Here is a 19,301-nt window from a genome sequence, read left to right on the forward strand (position 1 = left end):
GTCGCCATCTCAGTGCGCTCCCATCGGTACGGCGGTGACGTCCTCGACGTCCTTGACGATCGGCGGCTCCTTGATCATCAGCATCACCAGGCCGGCGATGGCCAGGAAGGCCGCGGCGAAGGTGAGAGCGTTGACCGGGTTGTCGCCCAGCAGGTGCTTGTAGACCCAGCCGAAGGTCAGCGTCTGGATCAGCATCGGGATCACGATCATCATGTTGACGATGCCCATGTAGACGCCGTAGCGGGTGGAGGGCACCATGCGCACGATCATGATGTAGGGCACGCCCATGATGGAGGCCCAGGCCACACCCAGGCCGACGATGGCCACCATCTGCATCACCTGGCTGTTCATGTGCGGGAAGACCAACAGGCCGGCCGTCGCGCACCACAGGCAGATGGCGTGCACCCACTTGGCGCCCAGCTTCTTGGCCAGCGCCACCAGGCCAAAGGCCACGCAGAAGGTGACGATGTTGTAGGTGGCGTTCACCCGGCCGGTCTGGGCCACGGCCAGCTGGCCGCCGTGCGAGGTGAGGTCCTGGGTGCCGTAGAGCACCTTGGCGATCGCCAGCGAGATGTACTGCCAGTAGCAGTTCATCGCGTACCACTGGAAGAAGTAGACACCGGCCAGGATCTTCATGGCCGTGGGCATGTCGACGATGGCCTCCCAGATCTCGCGGACGAAGGCACCGGCGCCGCCGCCCTGGGCCTTCTTGGCCTTGAGATCGGCCATCTCGGCGGCACTGGGCTCGTTCTCCGGGGTGCTGGTGACGCTGATCAGCACGCTGACCAGGGAGCAGACCGAGCCGAGCATGAAGGCGCCGAAGGCCCACTTCGGGATGCCGATGCCGGTGCCCAGGCCGAAGAGCGCCTGGAAGAGGCTGATCGACAGGTTGGCCAAGGTGATGCCCAGGCCGGTGAAGAAGGACTGCGCCAGGAAGCCCTTGCCCAGCTGCGAGGGCGGCAGCTTGTCGGCGATGAAGGCGCGGTAGGGCTCCATCGCGGTGTTGTTGCTGGCGTCCAGCAGCCACAGCAGCAGGGCCGCCATCCAGACCGCCCAGACGAAGGGGAACAGGAACAGGCAGACCGAGCAGCCGATGGCACCGATCAGGAAGAAGGGGCGACGACGGCCGCGGAAGAAGCCCTTCTCCACCCAGGTGCGGTCGCTGAGCGCGCCGATCAGCGGCTGGATGAACAGGCCGGTGATGGGGCCGGCCAGGTTGAGCAGCGGCAGCTCCTCGGGATTGGCGCCGAGCATGGAGTACAGCGGCGTCATGGCCGTCTGCTGCATGCCGAAGGAGTACTGGATGCCGAAGAAGCCGAGGTTCATGAGCAGGATCTGCTTCATGGTCATCAGCGACTTGGTGCGCACCACGGTGGGGTTGCTGGCCAGGCCCCCGGTGGGGGTGGCGGAGACGTCGCTCATCGACGGGCTCCCTTCTGCTCGATGCGGCGGCCATGGGCCTGCAGCCAGGTCTCGAGGCGGTCCAGCTCGGCCTCCCAGCCGGTAGCGTGCTCGGTGGCGATCTCGGGGTCATAGGGGCCCTGGATGATGCGCACCAGGGTGCCGCGGCCCAGCTTGGTGAACTCGACGCGCAGCTCCATCTGGGCACCGGCGTCGATCGCCTCGTCGCCGCTGATCCGCTGCTGGGCCACGAAGACGTCGGGCCGGAAGAACTCGGTGAAGACCGCATCGGTGCTCACCACCAGGCCGTCGGACTCGCGGACCTTGTCGTGGTGGTGGCGGCCACCGGCGCGCAGGTCGCTGGTGACGGTCTCGGTGTCCACGTGCCAGCCCGGCGAGCCGCGCCACTGGCTCATCTGCTCCGGCGCGGTCCACGCGTCGAAGACGTCCTCGCGGTCATAGGGGAACTCCCGTTCCACCACGACGATCATGTTCGCTGTCATCACTTCCCCCTGTTGGCCGGGGTGCTACATCGCACCCGTGGGGGACATGCTTCACCGCGGAACCTTCTGCTGGTAAGGCGTCTCAGGGAGTTACCCCCTTTTGGGCAGTGAGATATTCCGCACTCCCCGACTCCGACCCTGCTCACTGCGCTCCGACCCCGCTGCCTGCACTCCGACCCGGTTGTTGAGGGGTCGAGGCGACGGAAACGGGGTCGGGGCCGGGACCATCGGCCGAGACTGGAGCGTGGGCGGCCAGACCCTGGTGGGGGGGCACAGCGGCGAGGATCCGCGAGCGGCGCGTGGTGGCGACGACTGCCCCTCGTCGCGAGCGCCGATCCCGGCCTCGGGGGATGCACAGACGGCCCAGTGCAGGCTCACAGCAGATGCATAGACCCGCTGGCGAGTGTGGAGCAGTACCTGAACCCGAAAGGCTTCCCATGTCCCAGACCCCCGCCCTCGCGCTCGCCACCCCGGGTGTCGCGCGGACGGCCCCCGAGGTGGAACCCTCGGCTCCGGCCGCCGCCCCCACGACGAGGCGCCGCAATCCCGTGGTCCGGCTCTTCGCCGGTTCCGAGACCGACCCCGCCTGGGCCCGCCCGGCCCTGTGGGGGCTGCTGCTCGTCGCCGCGGTCACCTACCTGTGGAACCTGACCGCCTCCGGCTACGCCAACGACTTCTACGCCGCGGCGGTGAAGTCCTCGACGCAGAGCTGGACGGCCTGGCTGTTCGGCTCGCTGGACTCCGCCAATGCCATCACCGTGGACAAGCCCCCGGCCGCGCTGTGGGTGATGGGGCTGAGTGCCCGGCTGTTCGGCTTCTCCTCCTTCTCGCTGCTGCTGCCGCAGGCCCTGATGGGCGTCGGCACGGTGGCCCTGGTGGCTGCCGCGGTGCGACGCTGGCACGGCCACCTGGCCGGGCTGGTGGCCGGTGCGCTGGTGGTGGCCACCCCCGTCGCGGCCCTGATGTTCCGCTTCGACAATCCCGACGCCATGCTCACCCTGCTGATGGCCGGTGCCGCCTACTGCGTGGTCCGCGCCATCGAGACCAGCCGCGGCCGCAGTGCGCTGGGCTGGATGGTGGCCGCTGGTGCGGCGATCGGCTTCGCCTTCCTCACCAAGATGCTGCAGGGCATGCTCGTGCTGCCCGGCTTCGTGCTGGCCTACCTGGTGGCCGCCCCGCGCAGCTGGAAGGCCCGGATCGGCCACCTGCTGGCCGCGCTGGTCTCGATGGTCGTCTCGGCCGGCTGGTTCGTCGTGCTGGTGGAGCTGTGGCCCGCCTCCGCCCGTCCCTGGATCGGTGGCTCCACCAACAACTCCGAGTGGGAGCTGGCGCTGGGCTACAACGGTCTGGGCCGGATCCTGGGTGGCAGCGGCAACGGTGGCGGCGGTGGTGGCGGCGGCTTCGGTGGCACCGCCGGCCTGCTGCGGATGTTCAACAGCCAGTTCGGCACCGAGGTGAGCTGGTTCATGCCTGCCGCCCTGCTCCTGCTGGTGGCCGGCCTGGTGGCCCGCGGCCGCGCGCCGCGCACCGACCGGGTGCGTGCCTCGCTGGTCCTGTGGGGCGGCTGGGTGCTGTCCACCGGCCTGGTGCTGAGCCTGATGGAGGGCACCGTGCACTCCTACTACGCCATCGCCCTGGTCCCCGGCCTCGCCGCCACCATCGCGGTGGGCGGTCGGGAGATGTGGGAGCGCAGCGGCAGCATCGTCTGGCGCACCGTGCTGGGCCTGGCCGTCTCGGTCACCGCCGGCTGGGGCTTCTGGCAGCTGGGCCACTACGCGGCCGGCTGGCACTCCTGGATCCGCTGGAGCGCGCTGGTGCTCGGCGTCGCCGCCCCGATGGTCTTCGTCGGCCTCAGTGTGCTGGACCAGAAGACGCGCTGGGTCCGCAGCGTGGCCGTCGGCGCGCTGCTGGTGGGCAGCCTGGCTGCCGCCGCCCCGTCGGTTGCCTGGACGGCCGCGACGATCAGCACCGGCCACACCGGCTCGATGCCCGCCTCCGGCCCGGCCTCGGCCAGCACCGGTGGCATGGGTGGCGGACGCGGCCAGATGGGCACCCCGCCCAGCGGCGACGGCGCCCCGCAGGGAACTGCCGCGCAGGGCACCGCCCAGTCCGGCACCGGCCAGACCGGCACCAGCCAGACCGGGACCACCCCCACGGTGCAGCCCGGCACGGCCGAGGCCCAGCAGGCGGCAGACCAGTCCACCTCCTCCCAGAACGGCTCCGGCCAGGACGGACAGGACGGCGGGATGGGCGGCATGGGCTCGTCGAGCAACAGCGAGCTGATCGAGGCGCTCAATGCCACCAGCAGCACCTGGTCCGCAGCGGTGATCGGTGACCAGACGGCCGCCGGCTACATCCTGGACTCCGACACCGCCGTGATGTCGATCGGCGGCTGGAGCGGTACCGACGAGAACGTCACCATGGAGCAGTTCAAGACCTACGTGGCCAACGGCGAGATCACCTACTTCATCGCCGGCGGCGGCATGGGTGGTGGCCAGGGCGGCAACGGCTCGGCCAGCGAGATCACCGCCTGGGTGCAGGCGAACTACGAGGCCACCACCATCGGTGGCACCACGGTCTACGTGCTGAACAGCTGATCCCTGGACCGCACACCCGACGAGCGGACCGACCCCTGCGGGCCGGTCCGCTCGCGTCGTGACGGCTTGGGATCTGCTGTGCATCGGGGCCGGGGGCTTTCCCCTGCGAGCGAACAGCAAACACGCCAGATCCTAGTCAGGGCAGGTTTTGCCGGCCGGTGCTGGGTCACGGTCAACAACGGCGTGGTGACCAGTCGGTGAACAATGGGCGATCCTCTTGTGATGGACGAATTCGGGGGAGCAGGCATGACGGCGGCACGTTGGGCACGTTGGGTGGCGCTGGCGGTGGGCCTGACCGCGGCCTGCCAGGCGGTCTACCACCTCACCGGCACAGGCGGCCGCATCCTCAGCCTGGACCGTGAGCTCTCCTTGGCGGGCGGCCCCTCGCAGTGGACCATCCCGATCCCGGCCCTGCTCAGCTTCCTCACGCTGGTCGGTGCCGGCCTGCTGTGGTGGCGCGCCGCCCGGGTGCATGCCACGGGTGTGCGTCTGGCCGGCCTGGTCCTGTCCGGCTTCCTGCTCTTCATGGCCCTCGACGAGCTGCTGGGCATCCACGAGCAGGTGGGTCACCTGCTGCGCGTGAAGTGGCTGGTGGCCTATGCCCCGCTGATCCTGCTGGCAGGTCTGGGCTCGCTCTACCTGGTGGCGAGGCTCTGGCAGCTCGCCCGGCCCGCCGCCCTGGCGCTGCTGCTCGGCGGCTGCTGCTGGGTGCTGGCGCAGACCCTGGAGATCCTGGAGTGGAACGGCGAGCGCCACGTCAGCCGTGGCTACACCGAGATGATGACCGTCGAGGAGATCGCCGAGACGCTGGGATCGGGTCTGTTCGGCCTGGCCGCGGCCCGGCTCGCCCAGCGTCGCTCCGTGGCCGGCTCGTCCCCGCAGGCCGAGGCCATCCGCCCCGACGAGCGCCTGCAGCACCCTGCCCGCTGACCCTTGGGGCCGCGTCAGCGGTCGCACAGAGCCATGAGATTTGTCATGGCCAGAACGTGAGGTTCGGCCCGGGAGCCCGCAGCCTCCCGACGGGAGGGTTGAGCCATGAGCAACCACCCGATCCCCGCCCTCAACCTGCAGGGCGTCACCCGTAGCTTCGGCGCCGTCGAGGCGGTGCGCGGCATCGACCTCACCATCGAGCCTGGCGAGGTGGTGGCCTTCCTGGGCCCCAACGGCGCCGGCAAGACCACCATCATCGACATGGTCCTCGGCCTCGGCCGTCCCACCAGCGGCAGCGTCGAGGTCTTTGGCATGGCACCGCAGCAGGCCGTCGCCCACGGCCTGGTCTCCGCGGTGGTCCAGACCGGCGGCCTGCTGCCCGACATCACGGTGCGCGAGACGGTCGAGCTCACGGCCAGCCTGTTCGTGCACTCCACCGACGTCGACGAGGCGCTGCGTCGCGCGGGCATCGCCGACATCGCCGGCCGGATCGTCAAGAAGTGCTCCGGCGGGCAACAGCAGCGCCTCTGCTTCGCCATGGCCCTGGTCAGCGATCCCGAGCTGCTGATCCTCGACGAGCCCACCACCGGCATGGATGTCGAGGGCCGTCGCGCCTTCTGGGAGACGATCCACGCCGACGCCGCCCAGGGCCGCACCGTGCTCTTCGCCACCCACTACCTGGAAGAGGCCGACGACTTCGCCGACCGGATCGTCCTGCTGCGCCACGGCCAGGTGGTCGCCGACGGCACCGCCGCCCAGATCCGCGCCATGGTCTCCGGCCGCACCCTGCGGGCCCGGCTGCTGGCGCCGCTGGAGCAGGTGCGCGCGCTGGTGGAGCCGCTGGGTGCCCACGACGTGCAGCTGGTGGGAGCCACCCTCAGCCTGGTGGCAGACCAGACCGACCCGATCGCCCACGCCCTGATCGGGCAGGGCCTGGCCCGCGACGTCGAGATCACCACCCGCGGCCTGGAGGACGCCTTCGTCGCCCTCACCGCAGACCAGGCCACTGCCTCGAGCACCCCCGGCGAGAACGCCCTCGCCGGCACCCGATGAGCCACCCTTCACCTGTCAGGAGCCAGTCATGAGCAGCCTCACCCTTCCCGCAGCACCCGTCGTCACCCCCGCACCCACCACTCGAGAGGAGATCCTGGCCGGGCGTCCCCGACCCGCCTGGGGCGGCCTGAACCGCACCCTGCTGGGCCTCGAGGTGCGCCGCCTGCTGCGCAACCGCCGTTCCCTGTTCGTCACCATCGCGCTGCCCACGCTGATGTACCTGATGATCACGCAGGGCCTCGATGCCTCGGAGAAGGTGGGCCGTGGCACCGTCGGCGGCCTGCTGATGGTGAGCATGGGCCTCTGGGGCGCTGGTGCCTGCACCGCCACCGTGGGCGCAGCCGTCGGGCTGGAGCGCGCTGTGGGGTGGAGCCGCCAGCTGCGTCTGACCCCGCTGAGCCCGGTCGCCTATGTCGTCGCGAAGACCCTCGCCGGCATGGCCGGTGGCCTGGCGGGCGTGCTCGCCGTCACCGGCTGCGGCATCGCTCGCCACGACGGCACCCCGCTGCAGGTCATCCTGCCCGCCATGCTGGTGGTCTGGCTGGGTGCTGCCGTGTTCGCCGCCTTCGGTCTGTTCGTCGGCTACCTGATGCCCACCGACAACGCGATGCAGCTGGTCTCGCTGGGCATGACCGCCTTCTGCTTCCTCGGTGGCCTGTTCACGCCGATGAGCGATGACTCCTTCTGGGGCCATGTGGCCCGCTTCACCCCGATGTGGGGTCTGCGGCGGCTGGCCATGAGCCCCTTCGGCGATGGCCAGTTCACGTGGCTCGCCGTGGCGAATGTGGCGGCCTGGTTCGTCATCTTCGTCGGCGGTGCGGCCTGGCTGATGGCCCGCGACACCGATCGCGTCTGATGCCACCTACGATCAGCTCCATGAGCCAGTCCACCGCCGTCGAGACCTCGCCGGCGGTGGGCCGCATCCGGCGGGCCTTCCGGGTGGGCTGGCCACTGCTGTGGGGCATCAACATCGCGCCGCTGGCCTGGCGCGATGCACAGCACGGCGGCACAGACCACTGGCTCGCCGGAGGGCTCGTTCTGGCCGGCACCGTCCTGACCGTGGTGCTCACCATGTGGGTCACCTCCCAGCTGCACGCAGGCCGCACCACCACTCACCCGGCTGCCCTGCTGGCCCTGGCGGCCTGCTTGGTGGCGGGCTTCGTGAGCTGGCAGGTGACCCGGGAGGCCGCCCATCTCCAGCTGGTGCCCTTCGTCGCGGTGGCCCTGGCGCTGATGTACGACTGGCACGTGGCGCTTCCGGTGAACCTGGTACTGGCCGCCGCCGTCTTCCTGGCCGACCCGCTGGATGCCGGGTGGAGCGAGGCGCACGGCATGGCCCTGGGCACCCTGGGTGCCATGGCCGGTGCAGGTTTCGGCCGGATCGCCTCCCAGCGTGGTCGTGAGGCGCGGGCGATGACCGAGCACGCCCGCCAGCTGGAGATCAGTGAGGAGCGCAACCGGATGGCGCGTGACCTGCACGACATCCTGGGCCACTCGCTCACCGTCATCACCCTGAAGGCGGACCTGGCGGCCCGGCTGGTGGATGCCGACCCGCAGGCCGCCAAGCAGGAGCTGGCCGAGGTGCAGTCACTCTCCCGCTCCGCGCTGGCCGACGTCCGGGCGACGGTGAACAACTACCGGGAGATGTCGCTGGCCGGCGAGATCGCGCGGGCCGCGAAGACCTTGGGCAGTGCGGGGGTGAAGGCAGAGCTGCCGACCAGTGTTGACCAGGTGGAGCTGGACCTGCGCGAACTGTTCGCCTGGAGCCTGCGTGAGGCCGTCACCAATGTGGTCCGCCACGCCGAGGCGCGCCACTGCCGGGTGGAACTCGGCGCGGGGTGGATCAGTGTTGCCGACGACGGCCGCGGCATCTCCGGGCCCACCGACGGGCACGGGCTGGAAGGGCTGCGGCAGCGGGCCGCGGCGGCCGGCTGTCGGGTGGACCTGGCCGCCGGCATCGGCGGTCGCGGCGCCGAACTACGAGTGGCGAGGGTGGACGCATGATCACGGTGATGCTGGCCGACGACCAGGGCCTGGTGCGCGGTGCGCTCGCAGCACTGCTCACGCTGGAGGGCGACATCGACGTCGTGGCCCAGGTGGGTCGAGGCGACGAGGTGCTCGCCGCGGCTCAGGCGCACCGCCCCGATGTGGTCCTGATGGACGTCGACATGCCCGGCATGGACGGGCTGGCCGCCGCCGCCCAGCTGCTGCGTGAGCTGCCCCGCACCAGGGTGCTGATCGTGACCACCTACGGGCGCCCTGGCTTCCTGAAGCGGGCGATGTCCTCGGGGGCGCACGGCTTCATCGTCAAGGACACCCCCAGCGACGAGCTGGCTGAGGCCGTGCGACGGGTGCACGCCGGGCTGCGCGTCGTGGACCCTGCCCTGGCCGCCGACTCGCTCGTCTTCGGGGACTCCCCGCTGACCGCCCGGGAGACCGAGGTGCTGCAGGCAGCCGCCGATGGCGCCACCGTGGCGGAGGTGGCCCGACGGGTGCACCTGAGTGAGGGCACGGTGCGCAACCACCTGAGCCAGGCCATGGCCAAGACCGGCGCGGCCACCCGCGCCGAGGCGGTGCACATCGCGGCGGAACGGGGCTGGGTCGTCGCCTGATCGGCGCGGCCTTCCTGGCGTGGTCAACCCCGAAGCCGGCCCAGGCTGGAGACCCAGCGTCCCCGCAGGGCCAGCAGCACCACAGCGCAGACCGCGAGCAGCACCACCGAGAGCGCCACGGCGGCGTCGGGATCGTTCTGCATGGCCAGGTAGACCGCCAGCGGCATGGTCTGGGTGCGGCCCGGGAAGTTGCCGGCGAAGGTGATGGTGGCGCCGAACTCGCCCAGCGCCCGGGCCCAGCACAGCACCGTCCCGGCCAGTACGGCCGGTGCCGCCAGCGGCAGGGTGACGTGCCGGAAGACCTGCCAGGAGGAGGCGCCCATGGTCTCCGCGGCCTCCTCCAGCGCCGGGTCCCGGTTGGCCAGCGCACCCTCCAGGCTCACCACCAGGAAGGGCATCGCGACGAAGACCTGGCTGAGCACCACGGCCGTCGTGGTGAACGGCAGGGTGATGCCGAACCACACGTCCAGCCTGCTGCCCACCACGCCCATCCGGCCGAAGGCGAGCAGCAGGGCCACGCCGCCCACGACGGGTGGCAGCACCAGCGGCAGGGTGACCAGGGCCCGCACCGCGGCGGCCAGCCGACCGGCCGCGCGCCCATGGCCCTGGGCCAGCCACCAGGCCAGTGGCACGCCCAGCAGCAAAGAGATCAGGGTGGCCGTCGTCGCGCAGAGCAGGGAGAGCCCCAGTGCCGGGCCCACCGTGGGACCGGCCAGCAGCTCACCCATCCGTCGCCAGGGCGCCCGCAGCAGCAGGCTGCCCAGCGGGACGGCCAGCAGCAGGGTGGCCAGCAGCGCCAGCAGGCCCAGGGGGCGGCTGGCGGCGGAATGGGGGCGTGGGCTCACGGACGCTGGAAACCGGCCTGCTCCAGCACGGAGCGTCCCTGCTCGGAGAGCACCAGGTCCACGAAGCCCTTGGCCTGCTCGGCCCGCGGGGCGTCGGTGAGCACGGCGATCGGGTAGCTGGTGGAGACATTCTGGTCGGCGGGGATCTCGATGCCCTTGACCTGGTCTCCGGCGGCCTTCACGTCGGTGGCGTAGACCAGGCCGGCGTCCACCTCGCCGAGCCTCACCTTGGTCAGCACCGACTTCACGTCCGGCTCCTGGGTGGTGGCCGTGACGCTCATCTTCTGCTGGGTGAAGAGCTTGGTGCTCGCGACACCGCAGGGCACCTCGGCCTGGCACAGGGCCAGCTTCAGCTCAGGGTCGGTGAGGTCGGCCAGGGCGTCCACCTTGCCCGGGTTGGCCGGCGGCACCGCGATCTCGAGCACATTGCTGGCGAAGGTGACCGGGTCCTTGGCCTTGCCGGCCGCCACCACGGTGTCCATGTTCCTGGTGGAGGCGCTGGCGAAGACGTCGACGGGGGAGCCGTCGGTGATCTGCTTGGCCAGGGCCGAGGAGCCGCCGTAGGAGACCTGGACGTCGACGCCGGGATGGGCGGCCTCGTAGTCGGTGGCGATCTGGTCGAAGCTCTCCTTCAGGCTGGCCGCGGCCAGCACGGTGATCGTGTCGCTGCCGGCCTTGCTGGCGCCAGCGCTGGCGCTGCTGCCGGTGGAGGCGGTGCCGGAGCAGGCGGCCAGCCCCAGGGCAGCGGCGGCGAGCAGGGCGGCGGGGCGGATCGGCTTGTCCATGGGCCGTCCTCAGTTCTCTCGCGGCGTCTCGACCACGACGTGGGTGGCCTTGACGCTGGCGACGGCGAGCACGCCGGGCTCCAGGCCCAGCTCGTCGGCGGCCTCCCGGCTGATCAGGCTGACCACCCGGTGCGGACCGGCCTGGATCTCCACCTGGGCCATCACGGTGTCGCGCACCACGCGCGTCACCAGCCCGGTGAAGGTGTTGCGGGCGCTGCGCGGAGTGAGGGCGCGGTGACCGGGCAGCTCATCCGGCCCGGCCAGCTCGACGGCCAGTGCGGCCAGCCGCTCACCGGAGACCACCTGCCGGCCGGATTCGTCGATCCCGCTGTCCATACGGCCTGAATCGATCCACCGTCGCAGCGTGTCGTCACTGACGCCCAGCAGCTCGGCGGCTTCGCGGATGCGGTATTCCATGCTTCATTCAACCGCATCTGCGGAGATTCTGACCACCGGTGGCCGTGTTGGACATCGACGGAGGCTGGCCCCCGCCACGACGTAGGCTCGATGTCATGGTCAGGGGTGGCAGGCGTGGGGGGCTGGTGGCGGCTGGCGCGAGCCTGCTCGCAGCCCTGCTCCTGGCCTCGTGCAGCGCCACCCCCCAGACCACCGCTCCCACCGCTCCCGCCCCCGCCAGCAGCACCGCCGCCGGCTCCGATCCCGACCCGGCCGTATCCCCGCAGGCCTCGCGGGAGACGGTCACTGCCGCCGTCGCCTGGACCAATACGCACTCCGTGCCGCTCAGCGACGTCACCTCCGTCGCCGGTCAGGCGCTGGTGGTGGCCGGCGTGGACCGACGCCTCGAGGTGCAGTCGCTGAACCTGGCCACCGGCGAGGTGGTCTGGGCCCACCGGGTCACCGCCTCGCTGGTCTCGCCCCAGCAGCCGATCGACGTGACCGCCCTGGCCAACCGCTACGTCGCGGTGCTGGAGCCGCTGTCCGGCGGCGGCCAGCGTGCCCGGCTGCAGCTGCTGGACGTCACCCAGAAGGGCCGCATCGTGGGCGGCAGCGGCACCTACCAGTTCACCTCCTTCCCGGAGACCTGCCCCGACGACAGCTCCTCGGTCTGCGCCCGCGCCGTGCGCGGCACCACCGCCGTCGAGGTGAGGCTCAGGCCCGGCAGCCCGGCCCGCGAGGTCCGGCTGGCCGACTCCGGCGACAGCTACCAGGACCTGGCCAGCAGTGGCCTGGTGCGCTTCTTGGACCCCGCCACCCGCACCGTCACGATCGGCGTGGAACAGGGTGGCAAGCTGCGCTGGAAGAAGTCCGAGAAGGAGCTCTTCGGCAAGCTGTCCACCGACGGTGGCTGGTACTTCCGGCGCGAGGGTGACGTGATCCACGGCTCGGTGGGCCTGGCGCGTCCCCGCAGCACCGACCAGCTGCCCGTCCGTTACCTGGGCGTCGGCCTCGACGCGCGCACCGGGAAACGGTTGTGGAGCCTGCCCGGCGCGGACCTGGGCTGCGCCTCCACCACCGAGGTGGTGCTGGCCTGCCGCTGGCAGGCCGGACGGGTGCTGCCCTCCGGGCTGCTGGACGGCGGCCGCATGGTCCTGCAACGCCTGGACCCCACCACCGGGAAGGCGCTGTGGACCACCCGCCCGCTCTTCGTCACCGGACGGATCGCCGCCCGGCTGGGGCAGGCCGGGGACGGCGTCGTGGTGGAGGAGACCGACGGACGCATCGTGGTGGACGTCACCACCGGCGTCACCCGCCGTGCCACCGCCGTCGACGCCACCTGGAGCACGGTCCTGGTCGACGTGCCCAGCGCCGAACCCTGGTACCACGGCAGCACCCGGATGGACACCCGTCGCGGCGCCGTGAACCAGGTCTCCGGATCCCGGCCCGAGGCCTTCCATCTGCCCATCCCGCAGGCCGTGGGCGCCCAGTTCGGCCGGCTCCGGGTGCTCAGCCTGCCCGGCCGCATCGTCGCCCTCGACACCCAGGGCTGAGCGACGGCTGCCTGGGCATCCCCGGCCGCTGAGGCACTGAGCACCCGCTGAGCCGGCCGGACCGCATCGGCCTGCGCGGCTGGGAGACTGGCCCCATGGAGCTGGTGTGGTGGGCGCTGCCGCTCGGACTGGTGATCGGTGCCGTGATGGGCAGCCTGGGCGGTGGTGGGGCGATCCTCACCATCCCGCTGCTGGTCTACGTGCTGCACCAGGAGCCCCATGCGGCCACCCTGGGGTCCCTGGTGATCGTGGCGATCTCCTCGGTGGTCGGGCTGCTGCCGCACGCCCGACGGGTGCAGTGGCGCGACGGCGCGGTCTTCGGCGGCATGGGCATCGTCGGCTCCATGCTGGGCACCGCGGCCGCGGTGAGGATCCCGGCCGAACTGTTGATGAGCCTGTTCGCCGTGCTGCTGCTGGTGGTGGCGGGGCTGATGCTGCGCCGACGAGGAGCCGCGGCCGCCACGCCGGTGCGGCGCGGCTTCTGGCCGCTGCTGGCCACCGCCACCGGGGTGGGGATGCTCACCGGCTTCTTCGGCGTGGGCGGCGGTTTCGCCGTGGTGCCGGCGCTGACGCTGGTGCTCGGCTTCACGATGCACCAGGCGATCGCCACCTCGCTGCTGGTGATCTGCATCAACTGTCTCACCGCGCTCGCCTCCCGGGTGGGCAGCGGCATCGGCCTCGACTGGGGCGTGGTGCTGCCCTTCGCCGTCGGCGCCAGCCTCGGCAGCCTGGTGGGTGGTCGACTCACCCGCGGGATCGACCCGCGCACCCTGCAACTGGCCTTCGCCTGCCTGCTGGTGGGACTGTCGCTGTGGATCGGCGGCCAGAACATCCCCCAGCTGTTCTGAGCCGCGGTCACCAGCGCCCGTCCCCCGTGCATGGCGGGGCCCCGGCGCCGTCGCGGCACCGGGGCCCCGGCCGGGGCTGATCAGCCGCCGATGTTGACCATCCAGCGCACGCCGAAGCGGTCGGTGATCATGCCGAACTCGGCACCCCACATCTGCTGCGCCAGCGGCACGGTCACCTCGCCGCCCTGGGCGAGACCCTGGAACCAGCCGCGCATCTTCTCGGCCTCGGACTCGTCGCCCACCAGGGAGACCGACATGTTGTCGCCGAAGGTCAGCGGCATCTCGTCGGGGGTGTCGGAAGCCAGCAGCACCAGGCCGTCGGCGGTGGTGAGCATGGAGTGCATCACGCCCTGCATCTCGGGCATGCCGGAGTCGGCGAAGGACATGACCTGCAGATCGCCGCCCAGCACGCTGCGGTAGAACTCCATGGCCTCCTGACAGGTGCCGCGGAAGTTGATGTAGGGGTGGAGCGTGACGCTCATCGGGTCTCCTCAAGTAGTTGAATCGGAAAGATTCTACTGCCCGTCATGATGCTGCCCCGCCACTAGATTGGGGACCATGCCGCTGCTCTTCCTGGACCTGGACAACACGCTGGTGGACCGCGCCGCCGCCTACCGCCTGTGGGCGCAGGGCTTCCTGGCCCAGCAGGGGGCCGACCCCGCGCTGCTCGAGGAGATGGTGCGCGCCGACGGTGACGGGCTGCGTCCCAAGCCGGAGGTGCAGGCTGACATCGCCCAGCTGCTGGACCTCGATGCCGAGCAGGCCGCCACCATCACCACCGTGCTGCGCCAGGGCGTGCTGGACCACCTGGCCCTCGACCCCACCGTGCCGGTGGCCCTGGAGAAGGCGCGCGCCGCGGGCTGGACCCCCTTCATCGTCACCAATGGCGTGGTGCCGCAGCAGGACCTGAAGATCACCAACCTGGGCCTCGACGCCCTGGTGGACGGCTGGGTGGTCAGCGACGTGGTGGGGGTGCGCAAGCCCGACCCGCGCATCTTCACCATCGCCGCCGAGCAGGCCGGCCAGCCGCTGGAGGGCGCCTGGATGGTCGGTGACGCGCACGACACGGACATCGAGGGTGCCCAGGCCGCCGGCCTGCGCTGCATCTACATGAGTCGCGGGCGCGCCTGGCCGCAGGATCTGCCCGAGCCCGACGCCTTTGCCGACAGCCTGCCCGAGGCCGTCGACATCGTGATCGCCTCGGGCACCTGAACCGGAGCGAAGCCTTCCCGACGACGACAGGGCCGGGCGGACCCCAGGGGATCCGCCCGGCCCTGCTGCGTCGTGCCGGGTGCTGGACGCTGCTGAGCTCAGACGGTGACCGGCTCCTCGGCGCGGGTGCTGCCGATCAGCTGGGCCAGGTCGGCCGGGCGTGGCTGGGCCCGGCAGATGACGACGGCGGCAACCAGCCACAGGGTGGCCACCAGGAAACAGATCAGTGCGGTCATGTGGGTACTCCTAAGGGTCGGCGGTGCACCCCGAACACCGCACCTCGACGGCGAGGCGTGATCACCGTAGCGGTTCAGCAAGTCTTCAGGAAGTGGATCCGGGAAAATTTTCATCCCGCTCTGACCAGCGCTGATGAGGTCGAGGCGCGCAGTGGGTCGGATGGCCGTCAGGCGGCGGCGATCCGGTCGTCCTCCGGGGTCGTGGCCCACGACTGGCCGGGCTCGGGGGCCAGTGCGGTGTTCACGGCCAGGCGGGTGGAGTCGCGGCCGTCGGCCAGCCAGAGCAGGGCTGCGAGGGCCCAGAGCAGGGCGACGAGGGCGATCAGCAGAACGGTCATGTGGGGGGCTCCGCGGGTGTGGCTGACAGGTGGCTTCCACTCCCCGCGGTGGAAGGGTTCTCCGGCTTTCCCGGTACTGCGTCCGAAGGATGGTTCGGCAGCCTCCCCCGCGCCGCCTCGGGTCCAGCATGGCAAGTGCTGGACATCTGTGCCAACCGGCTGGGACAGAATTATGTCGACCAACTGTTCAGTTCTTCACTTCCCGCGGAGCACAGCCTTCCGCTTCCTCAGGTGCGCTGGTTCGGTTCCGGCCGCAGGCGTCCGGTGGAGTAACCTCGGTCGTCCATGCCGAAGCCCTTCCCCGCCCCCGCCGTCTGCAACGGCGCAGCCGTGCCCGCGCGGGGGAAGGACCGCACCACGGAGCAGGACGGAGGCCAGCAGCAGTGAGCACCTCGGCCTTCGAGCACATCTCCCCGGCCTGGCCCGGTCGCGCCCCCTGGGGCACCGCCCGCAGCCTGCGCGCCTGGCAGCAGGAGGCGCTCGACATCTACCTGCGCGACGAACCACGCGACTTCCTGGCCGTCGCCACCCCCGGCGCCGGCAAGACCACCTTCGCGCTGCGGGTGGCCAGCGAGCTGCTGCAGCGCCGCATCATCACCCGCATCGTCGTGGTGGCCCCCACCGAGCACCTCAAGGTGCAGTGGGCCGAGGCCGCGCACAAGGTGGGCATCAACATCGACCCCGGTCTGGGCGGCTCGATGCGCGGACGCTCCCGGGAGTACGACGGCATCGCCGTCACCTATGCCGGCGTCGCCGCACGGGTGCACCACTACCGGGCCCGCACCGAGAACTTCAAGACCCTGGTGATCCTCGACGAGGTGCACCATGCCGGCGACGCGCTGAGCTGGGGCGATGCCATCCAGGAGGCCTTCGACCCGGCCACCCGGCGGCTGGCCCTGACCGGTACCCCCTTCCGCTCCGACGACAGCCCGATCCCCTTCGTCACCTACGAGGAGCTGCCCAGCGGCGCCAAGCAGTCGCGGGCCGACTACACCTACGGCTATGCCGAGGCGCTGCGTGACCACGTCGTGCGCCCGGTGCTCTTCATGGCCTACGGCGGTCCGATGCGCTGGCGCACCAAGGCCGGCGACGTGCTCTCCGCCAACCTGGGCGAGGCGCTCACCAAGGACCTCACCGCCCACGCCTGGCGCACCGCGCTCGACCCCAAGGGCGAGTGGATGGGGGCCGTGCTGCAGGCCGCCGACGTCCGGCTCACCGAGGTGCGTCGCCACGTCCCCGACGCGGGCGGCCTGGTGATCGCCACCAACCAGACCCAGGCCCGCGCCTACGCCCGGCTGCTGGAGCAGATCACCGGCGAGAAGCCCACCGTCGTGCTCTCCGACGACACCGGCGCCTCCAAGCGGATCGAGCAGTTCAGCGCCTCCGACAGCCGCTGGCTGGTCGCGGTCCGGATGGTCTCCGAGGGTGTCGACGTGCCGCGCCTGGCCGTGGGCGTCTACGCCACCGCCACCTCCACGCCGCTCTTCTTCGCGCAGGCGGTGGGCCGCTTCGTGCGTACCCGGCGCCGCGGCGAGGTGGCCACCGTCTTCCTGCCCACCGTGCCGGTGATCCTGAGCCACGCCGCCCTGCTGGAGCAGCAGCGCGACCACATCCTCGGCGGCCGCAAGAAGGCCGATGCCGACGACCTGTGGGCCCAGGAGGAGGCCCTGATGGAGGAGGCGAACCGCTCCGAGAGCGCCTCCGACGACCTGCTGAACGGTGAGTGGGAGGCGCTGGAGAGCGTCGCCCAGTTCGACCACGTCATGTTCGACGCCCAGCAGTTCGGCCTGAACGCCGAGCCCAGCTCCGCCGAGGAACAGGAATTCCTGGGGCTGCCCGGCCTGCTGGAGCCCGAGCAGGTCTCCGACCTGCTCAAGGAGCGCCAGCGACGCCAGATGGCCCGGCGCGAACGGATGGAGAAGAAGGAGCGGGTGCCCCCGGAGGTGAGCCTGCACCGGGCGCTGGAGACCAAGCGCAAGGAGCTGAACTCCCTGGTCAGCCAGTACGCCCGCTCCCGCGGCATCCCGCACTCCCACGTCCACGCGGAGCTGCGACGCCAGGCCGGCGGCCCGCCCCTGGCCAAGGCCACCACAGACCAGGTGGACGCCCGGATCCGCCTGGTCCGCCGCTGGCACACCGGACGCTGATCCGCGCCCCAGGACGGTCGTGCGGACCGTCCCGGCAGGCGCGGGGTGCGATCAGGGCCGGGGTTCCTGGGTGGTGTCGGTGATCTCGTCCCATGTGGTCGTGGTGGTGTAGGGCTGGGGCGAGGTGGCGGGGCCGCTGTCACGGACCGCGACGCGGCGCACCGGCAGCAGGCTGTCCTTCGCGAGGGTGATCGTGTCGCGCGTGGTCGGCCATCCCGGGGCCGAGTGGTCCAGCACCAGCACGGCGCGTCCGTCCAGAGTGGCTTCACTCACCGTCACGCCACGGCTGCTGCGGGCCAGCTGCACCAGGGAGGCGCGCATCGCATCGCTGATCGCCGGGTTGGTGAGCCAACTGATGGCCCCCTGCCACTGCTGCATGCCCTCGGGCATCGGCGCGGTGGTGGGGCTGGCGGGCTGCGGCCGGAAGGTGCTGCCCTTGCCGGCCAGCAGCCAGGCCGACAGCTTCTGGGCGTCGGCAGGAACCTGGCCCAGCTCCGCGGCCGCGCTGGTCGTCGGCTCCAGCTCCCGGCCGTCCTGCCAACGACGCTGACTGCCGTCGGCCTCGTAGGAGTCCAGGTTGTGGAGGGTGTCCGCCGTGGCGCTTCCCTCGAACTGGACGGTCTCGGTGCAGCGCACCAGCAGCCGGTGCCCCTCGGCGATGGGGCGTCCTCCCTCGATCATGCCGGCCACCTGCGGGGCGCTGGCGGACGGCGACGGGCCGGCGGGGGAGGCCTGGTGGGTGGACTGCAGCAGGTTGACCCCGCCGATCCCCACGGCGGCGACGGCTGCGGCGGCGATGCCCAGGCGCAGGAAGCGACCCCGGCTGTCGGTGGGCTCGGCGGGCAGCACCTCGTCGAGGATGGTCTCGCGGCGCAGATCCCAGTCAGGGGCGGCCGTCAACAGGTCGTCGGGGGCCAGCAGCGCCAGGTCGTGCAGCTCGAACTCGTCGAGCTCGGGGCGGTGGCTCGTCTCAGGCATGGTGGGCTCCTTGCAGGTCGTCGGTGCGCAGTCGTGCACGCGCGCGGTGGATGCGCACGCGCAGTGCGCCGGGGGTGGTGCCGAGGACGCGGGCGGCGTCGCGGGTGCTGAGCCCGTCCCAGGCGATCAGCAGCAGGGCCTCGCGATCATCCTCGGACAACGAGGACAGGGCCTGCAGGATCTGTTGCCGGTTCACGGCCGTGAGCTCCGGGGAGGCGGTGGCCAGGTCCTCGAGCGGGGCCAGGCGCTGGGCGGTCTGGCCCTGGCGCTGGTCCTTGCGTCGCTGTGCCGAGATGGTGTTGCGGGCCGTGACGATCAGCCAGGGCAGCGGATCGGGCGGCAGCTGGTCGCGCTTGCGCCAGGCGATCGCATAGGTCTCGGCGACGGCGTCCTCGGCGGACTGCGCGCCGGCATGACGCAGGCAGTAGGCCATCAACCGCTGGGCGGTCTGGTCGTACATGGCCTCGAAGCCGGCCTTCTCGTCGGTGCTCACAACACGTACCGTCCGTCGGGGCGAGAGTGTTACACCACGAGTGTCACCCATGCCCGGACAGGTTGCCGTGAGGCGCGGTGCGAGACCGCGTCGCAGGGATGGAGGGGTCGGCGCCCGACAGCTCGCTGCGTCGGGGAAGCGCCCTGGTGGGCAACAACCGCGGCGTCCGCGGGGGTGGGGCTCAGCGCATCTGGATGGTTTTGGCTTCAACAAATTACACTTTGAACGAGCAAGCTGACATAGCCGCTTGTCGGACATCCGTCCGAGTTGAGTCTTCGGTGTGCTCGTTGCGGTACGCGCGCCTGGCCGCGGCCCTCGTCGTCGACCCGCCCGGTACCCCCGGCAGTGCCTCCTCCCCGACCGGGCCCTGCGGC

At 71.3% G+C, this 19,301-nt stretch carries 20 protein-coding genes; 10 read left to right on the plus strand and 10 right to left on the minus strand.

All coding sequences use genetic code 11. From position 1 onward, the window contains the following. Positions 1-9: 9 nt before the first annotated feature. A complete protein-coding gene (locus ABD073_RS04355) occupies positions 10-1,422 on the minus strand; it encodes an MFS transporter (RefSeq protein WP_343872612.1) in 1,413 nt (470 codons plus the stop codon). Beyond that, positions 1,419-1,904, minus strand: coding sequence for an SRPBCC family protein (locus ABD073_RS04360; RefSeq protein WP_343872613.1), 486 nt, complete (start codon positions 1,902-1,904; stop codon positions 1,419-1,421). The genes ABD073_RS04355 and ABD073_RS04360 overlap by 4 nt, the downstream gene beginning before the upstream one ends. Before the next feature lie 437 nt (positions 1,905-2,341). Between ABD073_RS04360 and ABD073_RS04365 the strand changes: the two genes are divergently transcribed. The 6 genes from ABD073_RS04365 (at position 2,342) to ABD073_RS04390 (ending at position 9,096) form a co-directional block, all read left to right on the plus strand. Beyond that, on the plus strand, positions 2,342-4,501 hold the full coding sequence (locus ABD073_RS04365; RefSeq protein WP_343872614.1) for an ArnT family glycosyltransferase: 2,160 nt from the start codon (positions 2,342-2,344) through the stop codon (positions 4,499-4,501). A 246-nt stretch (positions 4,502-4,747) separates the two neighbouring features. Continuing rightward, positions 4,748-5,431 carry a hypothetical protein gene (locus ABD073_RS04370; protein ID WP_343872615.1) on the plus strand — a complete coding sequence of 228 codons (684 nt, stop codon included), beginning with the start codon at positions 4,748-4,750 and terminating at the stop codon, positions 5,429-5,431. Positions 5,432-5,536: 105 nt separating this feature from the next. Beyond that, positions 5,537-6,484, plus strand: coding sequence for an ABC transporter ATP-binding protein (locus ABD073_RS04375; RefSeq protein ID WP_343872616.1), 948 nt, complete (start codon positions 5,537-5,539; stop codon positions 6,482-6,484). A 28-nt stretch (positions 6,485-6,512) separates the two neighbouring features. Beyond that, positions 6,513-7,340, plus strand: a complete 828-nt coding sequence (locus ABD073_RS04380) for an ABC transporter permease (RefSeq protein WP_343872618.1) — start codon at positions 6,513-6,515, stop codon at positions 7,338-7,340. A gap of 20 nt (positions 7,341-7,360) precedes the next feature. Continuing rightward, positions 7,361-8,488 (plus strand): sensor histidine kinase, encoded by a 1,128-nt coding sequence (locus ABD073_RS04385; RefSeq protein WP_343872621.1) that lies wholly within the window; start codon positions 7,361-7,363, stop codon positions 8,486-8,488. Beyond that, positions 8,485-9,096, plus strand: a complete 612-nt coding sequence (locus ABD073_RS04390; protein ID WP_343872622.1) for a response regulator transcription factor — start codon at positions 8,485-8,487, stop codon at positions 9,094-9,096. The genes ABD073_RS04385 and ABD073_RS04390 overlap by 4 nt, the downstream gene beginning before the upstream one ends. A 23-nt stretch (positions 9,097-9,119) precedes the next feature. Here the strand turns inward: ABD073_RS04390 and modB are convergent, their stop codons facing one another. From modB to ABD073_RS04405, 3 genes are read right to left on the minus strand one after another with little or no spacing between them, the layout of a single operon-like run. Then, positions 9,120-9,941: a molybdate ABC transporter permease subunit gene (modB, locus tag ABD073_RS04395; RefSeq protein WP_343872623.1), complete on the minus strand. Its 822-nt coding sequence runs from the start codon at positions 9,939-9,941 to the stop codon at positions 9,120-9,122. Next, positions 9,938-10,726 carry a molybdate ABC transporter substrate-binding protein gene (gene modA / locus ABD073_RS04400; RefSeq protein ID WP_343872624.1) on the minus strand — a complete coding sequence of 263 codons (789 nt, stop codon included), beginning with the start codon at positions 10,724-10,726 and terminating at the stop codon, positions 9,938-9,940. Before modA ends, modB begins: the two co-directional genes overlap by 4 nt. Before the next feature lie 9 nt (positions 10,727-10,735). Further along, positions 10,736-11,143, minus strand: a complete 408-nt coding sequence (locus ABD073_RS04405) for a TOBE domain-containing protein (RefSeq protein ID WP_343872626.1) — start codon at positions 11,141-11,143, stop codon at positions 10,736-10,738. A gap of 125 nt (positions 11,144-11,268) precedes the next feature. Between ABD073_RS04405 and ABD073_RS04410 the strand changes: the two genes are divergently transcribed. Further along, positions 11,269-12,675 (plus strand): PQQ-binding-like beta-propeller repeat protein, encoded by a 1,407-nt coding sequence (locus tag ABD073_RS04410; protein ID WP_343872627.1) that lies wholly within the window; start codon positions 11,269-11,271, stop codon positions 12,673-12,675. A gap of 95 nt (positions 12,676-12,770) precedes the next feature. Beyond that, a complete protein-coding gene (locus tag ABD073_RS04415; RefSeq protein WP_343872628.1) occupies positions 12,771-13,523 on the plus strand; it encodes a sulfite exporter TauE/SafE family protein in 753 nt (250 codons plus the stop codon). A gap of 80 nt (positions 13,524-13,603) precedes the next feature. Here the strand turns inward: ABD073_RS04415 and ABD073_RS04420 are convergent, their stop codons facing one another. After that, positions 13,604-14,005 carry a VOC family protein gene (locus tag ABD073_RS04420; RefSeq protein WP_343872629.1) on the minus strand — a complete coding sequence of 134 codons (402 nt, stop codon included), beginning with the start codon at positions 14,003-14,005 and terminating at the stop codon, positions 13,604-13,606. 76 nt (positions 14,006-14,081) lie between these two features. Between ABD073_RS04420 and ABD073_RS04425 the strand changes: the two genes are divergently transcribed. After that, a complete protein-coding gene (locus tag ABD073_RS04425; protein ID WP_343872630.1) occupies positions 14,082-14,735 on the plus strand; it encodes an HAD family hydrolase in 654 nt (217 codons plus the stop codon). A gap of 98 nt (positions 14,736-14,833) precedes the next feature. Here the strand turns inward: ABD073_RS04425 and ABD073_RS04430 are convergent, their stop codons facing one another. Both ABD073_RS04430 and ABD073_RS04435 read right to left on the minus strand, forming a co-directional pair. After that, complete coding sequence (locus ABD073_RS04430; RefSeq protein WP_343872631.1) at positions 14,834-14,971, minus strand: hypothetical protein; 138 nt, start codon at positions 14,969-14,971, stop codon at positions 14,834-14,836. 167 nt (positions 14,972-15,138) lie between these two features. Next, on the minus strand, positions 15,139-15,309 hold the full coding sequence (locus tag ABD073_RS04435) for a hypothetical protein (protein ID WP_343872633.1): 171 nt from the start codon (positions 15,307-15,309) through the stop codon (positions 15,139-15,141). A gap of 383 nt (positions 15,310-15,692) precedes the next feature. Between ABD073_RS04435 and ABD073_RS04440 the strand changes: the two genes are divergently transcribed. After that, on the plus strand, positions 15,693-17,456 hold the full coding sequence (locus tag ABD073_RS04440; protein ID WP_343872634.1) for a DEAD/DEAH box helicase: 1,764 nt from the start codon (positions 15,693-15,695) through the stop codon (positions 17,454-17,456). A 51-nt stretch (positions 17,457-17,507) separates the two neighbouring features. Here ABD073_RS04440 and ABD073_RS04445 read toward each other — a convergent pair whose 3' ends face one another. Together ABD073_RS04445 and ABD073_RS04450 are read right to left on the minus strand one after the other, a co-directional pair. Next, positions 17,508-18,434, minus strand: a complete 927-nt coding sequence (locus ABD073_RS04445) for a hypothetical protein (RefSeq protein ID WP_343872635.1) — start codon at positions 18,432-18,434, stop codon at positions 17,508-17,510. Beyond that, entirely contained in the window at positions 18,427-18,927 is a 501-nt protein-coding gene (locus ABD073_RS04450) for an RNA polymerase sigma factor (RefSeq protein ID WP_343872636.1), read from the minus strand. Before ABD073_RS04450 ends, ABD073_RS04445 begins: the two co-directional genes overlap by 8 nt. Between the last annotated feature and the right edge of the window lie 374 nt (positions 18,928-19,301).

The organism is Luteococcus peritonei (assembly GCF_039526385.1).
GTDB classification, from domain to species: Bacteria; Actinomycetota; Actinomycetes; order Propionibacteriales; family Propionibacteriaceae; genus Luteococcus; species Luteococcus peritonei.

What these genes read in the sequence shown, in the direction of transcription:
- ABD073_RS04435 (WP_343872633.1), bottom strand. Translation starts at nt 15,309, where the DNA reads ATGACCGTTCTGCTGATCGCCCTCGTCGCCCTGCTCTGGGCCCTCGCA.
- ABD073_RS04370 (WP_343872615.1), top strand. Translation starts at nt 4,748, where the DNA reads ATGACGGCGGCACGTTGGGCACGTTGGGTGGCGCTGGCGGTGGGCCTG.
- ABD073_RS04385 (WP_343872621.1), top strand. Translation starts at nt 7,361, where the DNA reads ATGAGCCAGTCCACCGCCGTCGAGACCTCGCCGGCGGTGGGCCGCATC.
- ABD073_RS04445 (WP_343872635.1), bottom strand. Translation starts at nt 18,434, where the DNA reads ATGCCTGAGACGAGCCACCGCCCCGAGCTCGACGAGTTCGAGCTGCAC.
- ABD073_RS04360 (WP_343872613.1), bottom strand. Translation starts at nt 1,904, where the DNA reads ATGACAGCGAACATGATCGTCGTGGTGGAACGGGAGTTCCCCTATGAC.
- ABD073_RS04425 (WP_343872630.1), top strand. Translation starts at nt 14,082, where the DNA reads ATGCCGCTGCTCTTCCTGGACCTGGACAACACGCTGGTGGACCGCGCC.
- ABD073_RS04420 (WP_343872629.1), bottom strand. Translation starts at nt 14,005, where the DNA reads ATGAGCGTCACGCTCCACCCCTACATCAACTTCCGCGGCACCTGTCAG.
- ABD073_RS04430 (WP_343872631.1), bottom strand. Translation starts at nt 14,971, where the DNA reads ATGACCGCACTGATCTGTTTCCTGGTGGCCACCCTGTGGCTGGTTGCC.
- ABD073_RS04355 (WP_343872612.1), bottom strand. Translation starts at nt 1,422, where the DNA reads ATGAGCGACGTCTCCGCCACCCCCACCGGGGGCCTGGCCAGCAACCCC.
- ABD073_RS04405 (WP_343872626.1), bottom strand. Translation starts at nt 11,143, where the DNA reads ATGGAATACCGCATCCGCGAAGCCGCCGAGCTGCTGGGCGTCAGTGAC.
- modA (WP_343872624.1), bottom strand. Translation starts at nt 10,726, where the DNA reads ATGGACAAGCCGATCCGCCCCGCCGCCCTGCTCGCCGCCGCTGCCCTG.
- ABD073_RS04390 (WP_343872622.1), top strand. Translation starts at nt 8,485, where the DNA reads ATGATCACGGTGATGCTGGCCGACGACCAGGGCCTGGTGCGCGGTGCG.
- ABD073_RS04375 (WP_343872616.1), top strand. Translation starts at nt 5,537, where the DNA reads ATGAGCAACCACCCGATCCCCGCCCTCAACCTGCAGGGCGTCACCCGT.
- ABD073_RS04415 (WP_343872628.1), top strand. Translation starts at nt 12,771, where the DNA reads ATGGAGCTGGTGTGGTGGGCGCTGCCGCTCGGACTGGTGATCGGTGCC.
- ABD073_RS04380 (WP_343872618.1), top strand. Translation starts at nt 6,513, where the DNA reads ATGAGCAGCCTCACCCTTCCCGCAGCACCCGTCGTCACCCCCGCACCC.
- ABD073_RS04365 (WP_343872614.1), top strand. Translation starts at nt 2,342, where the DNA reads ATGTCCCAGACCCCCGCCCTCGCGCTCGCCACCCCGGGTGTCGCGCGG.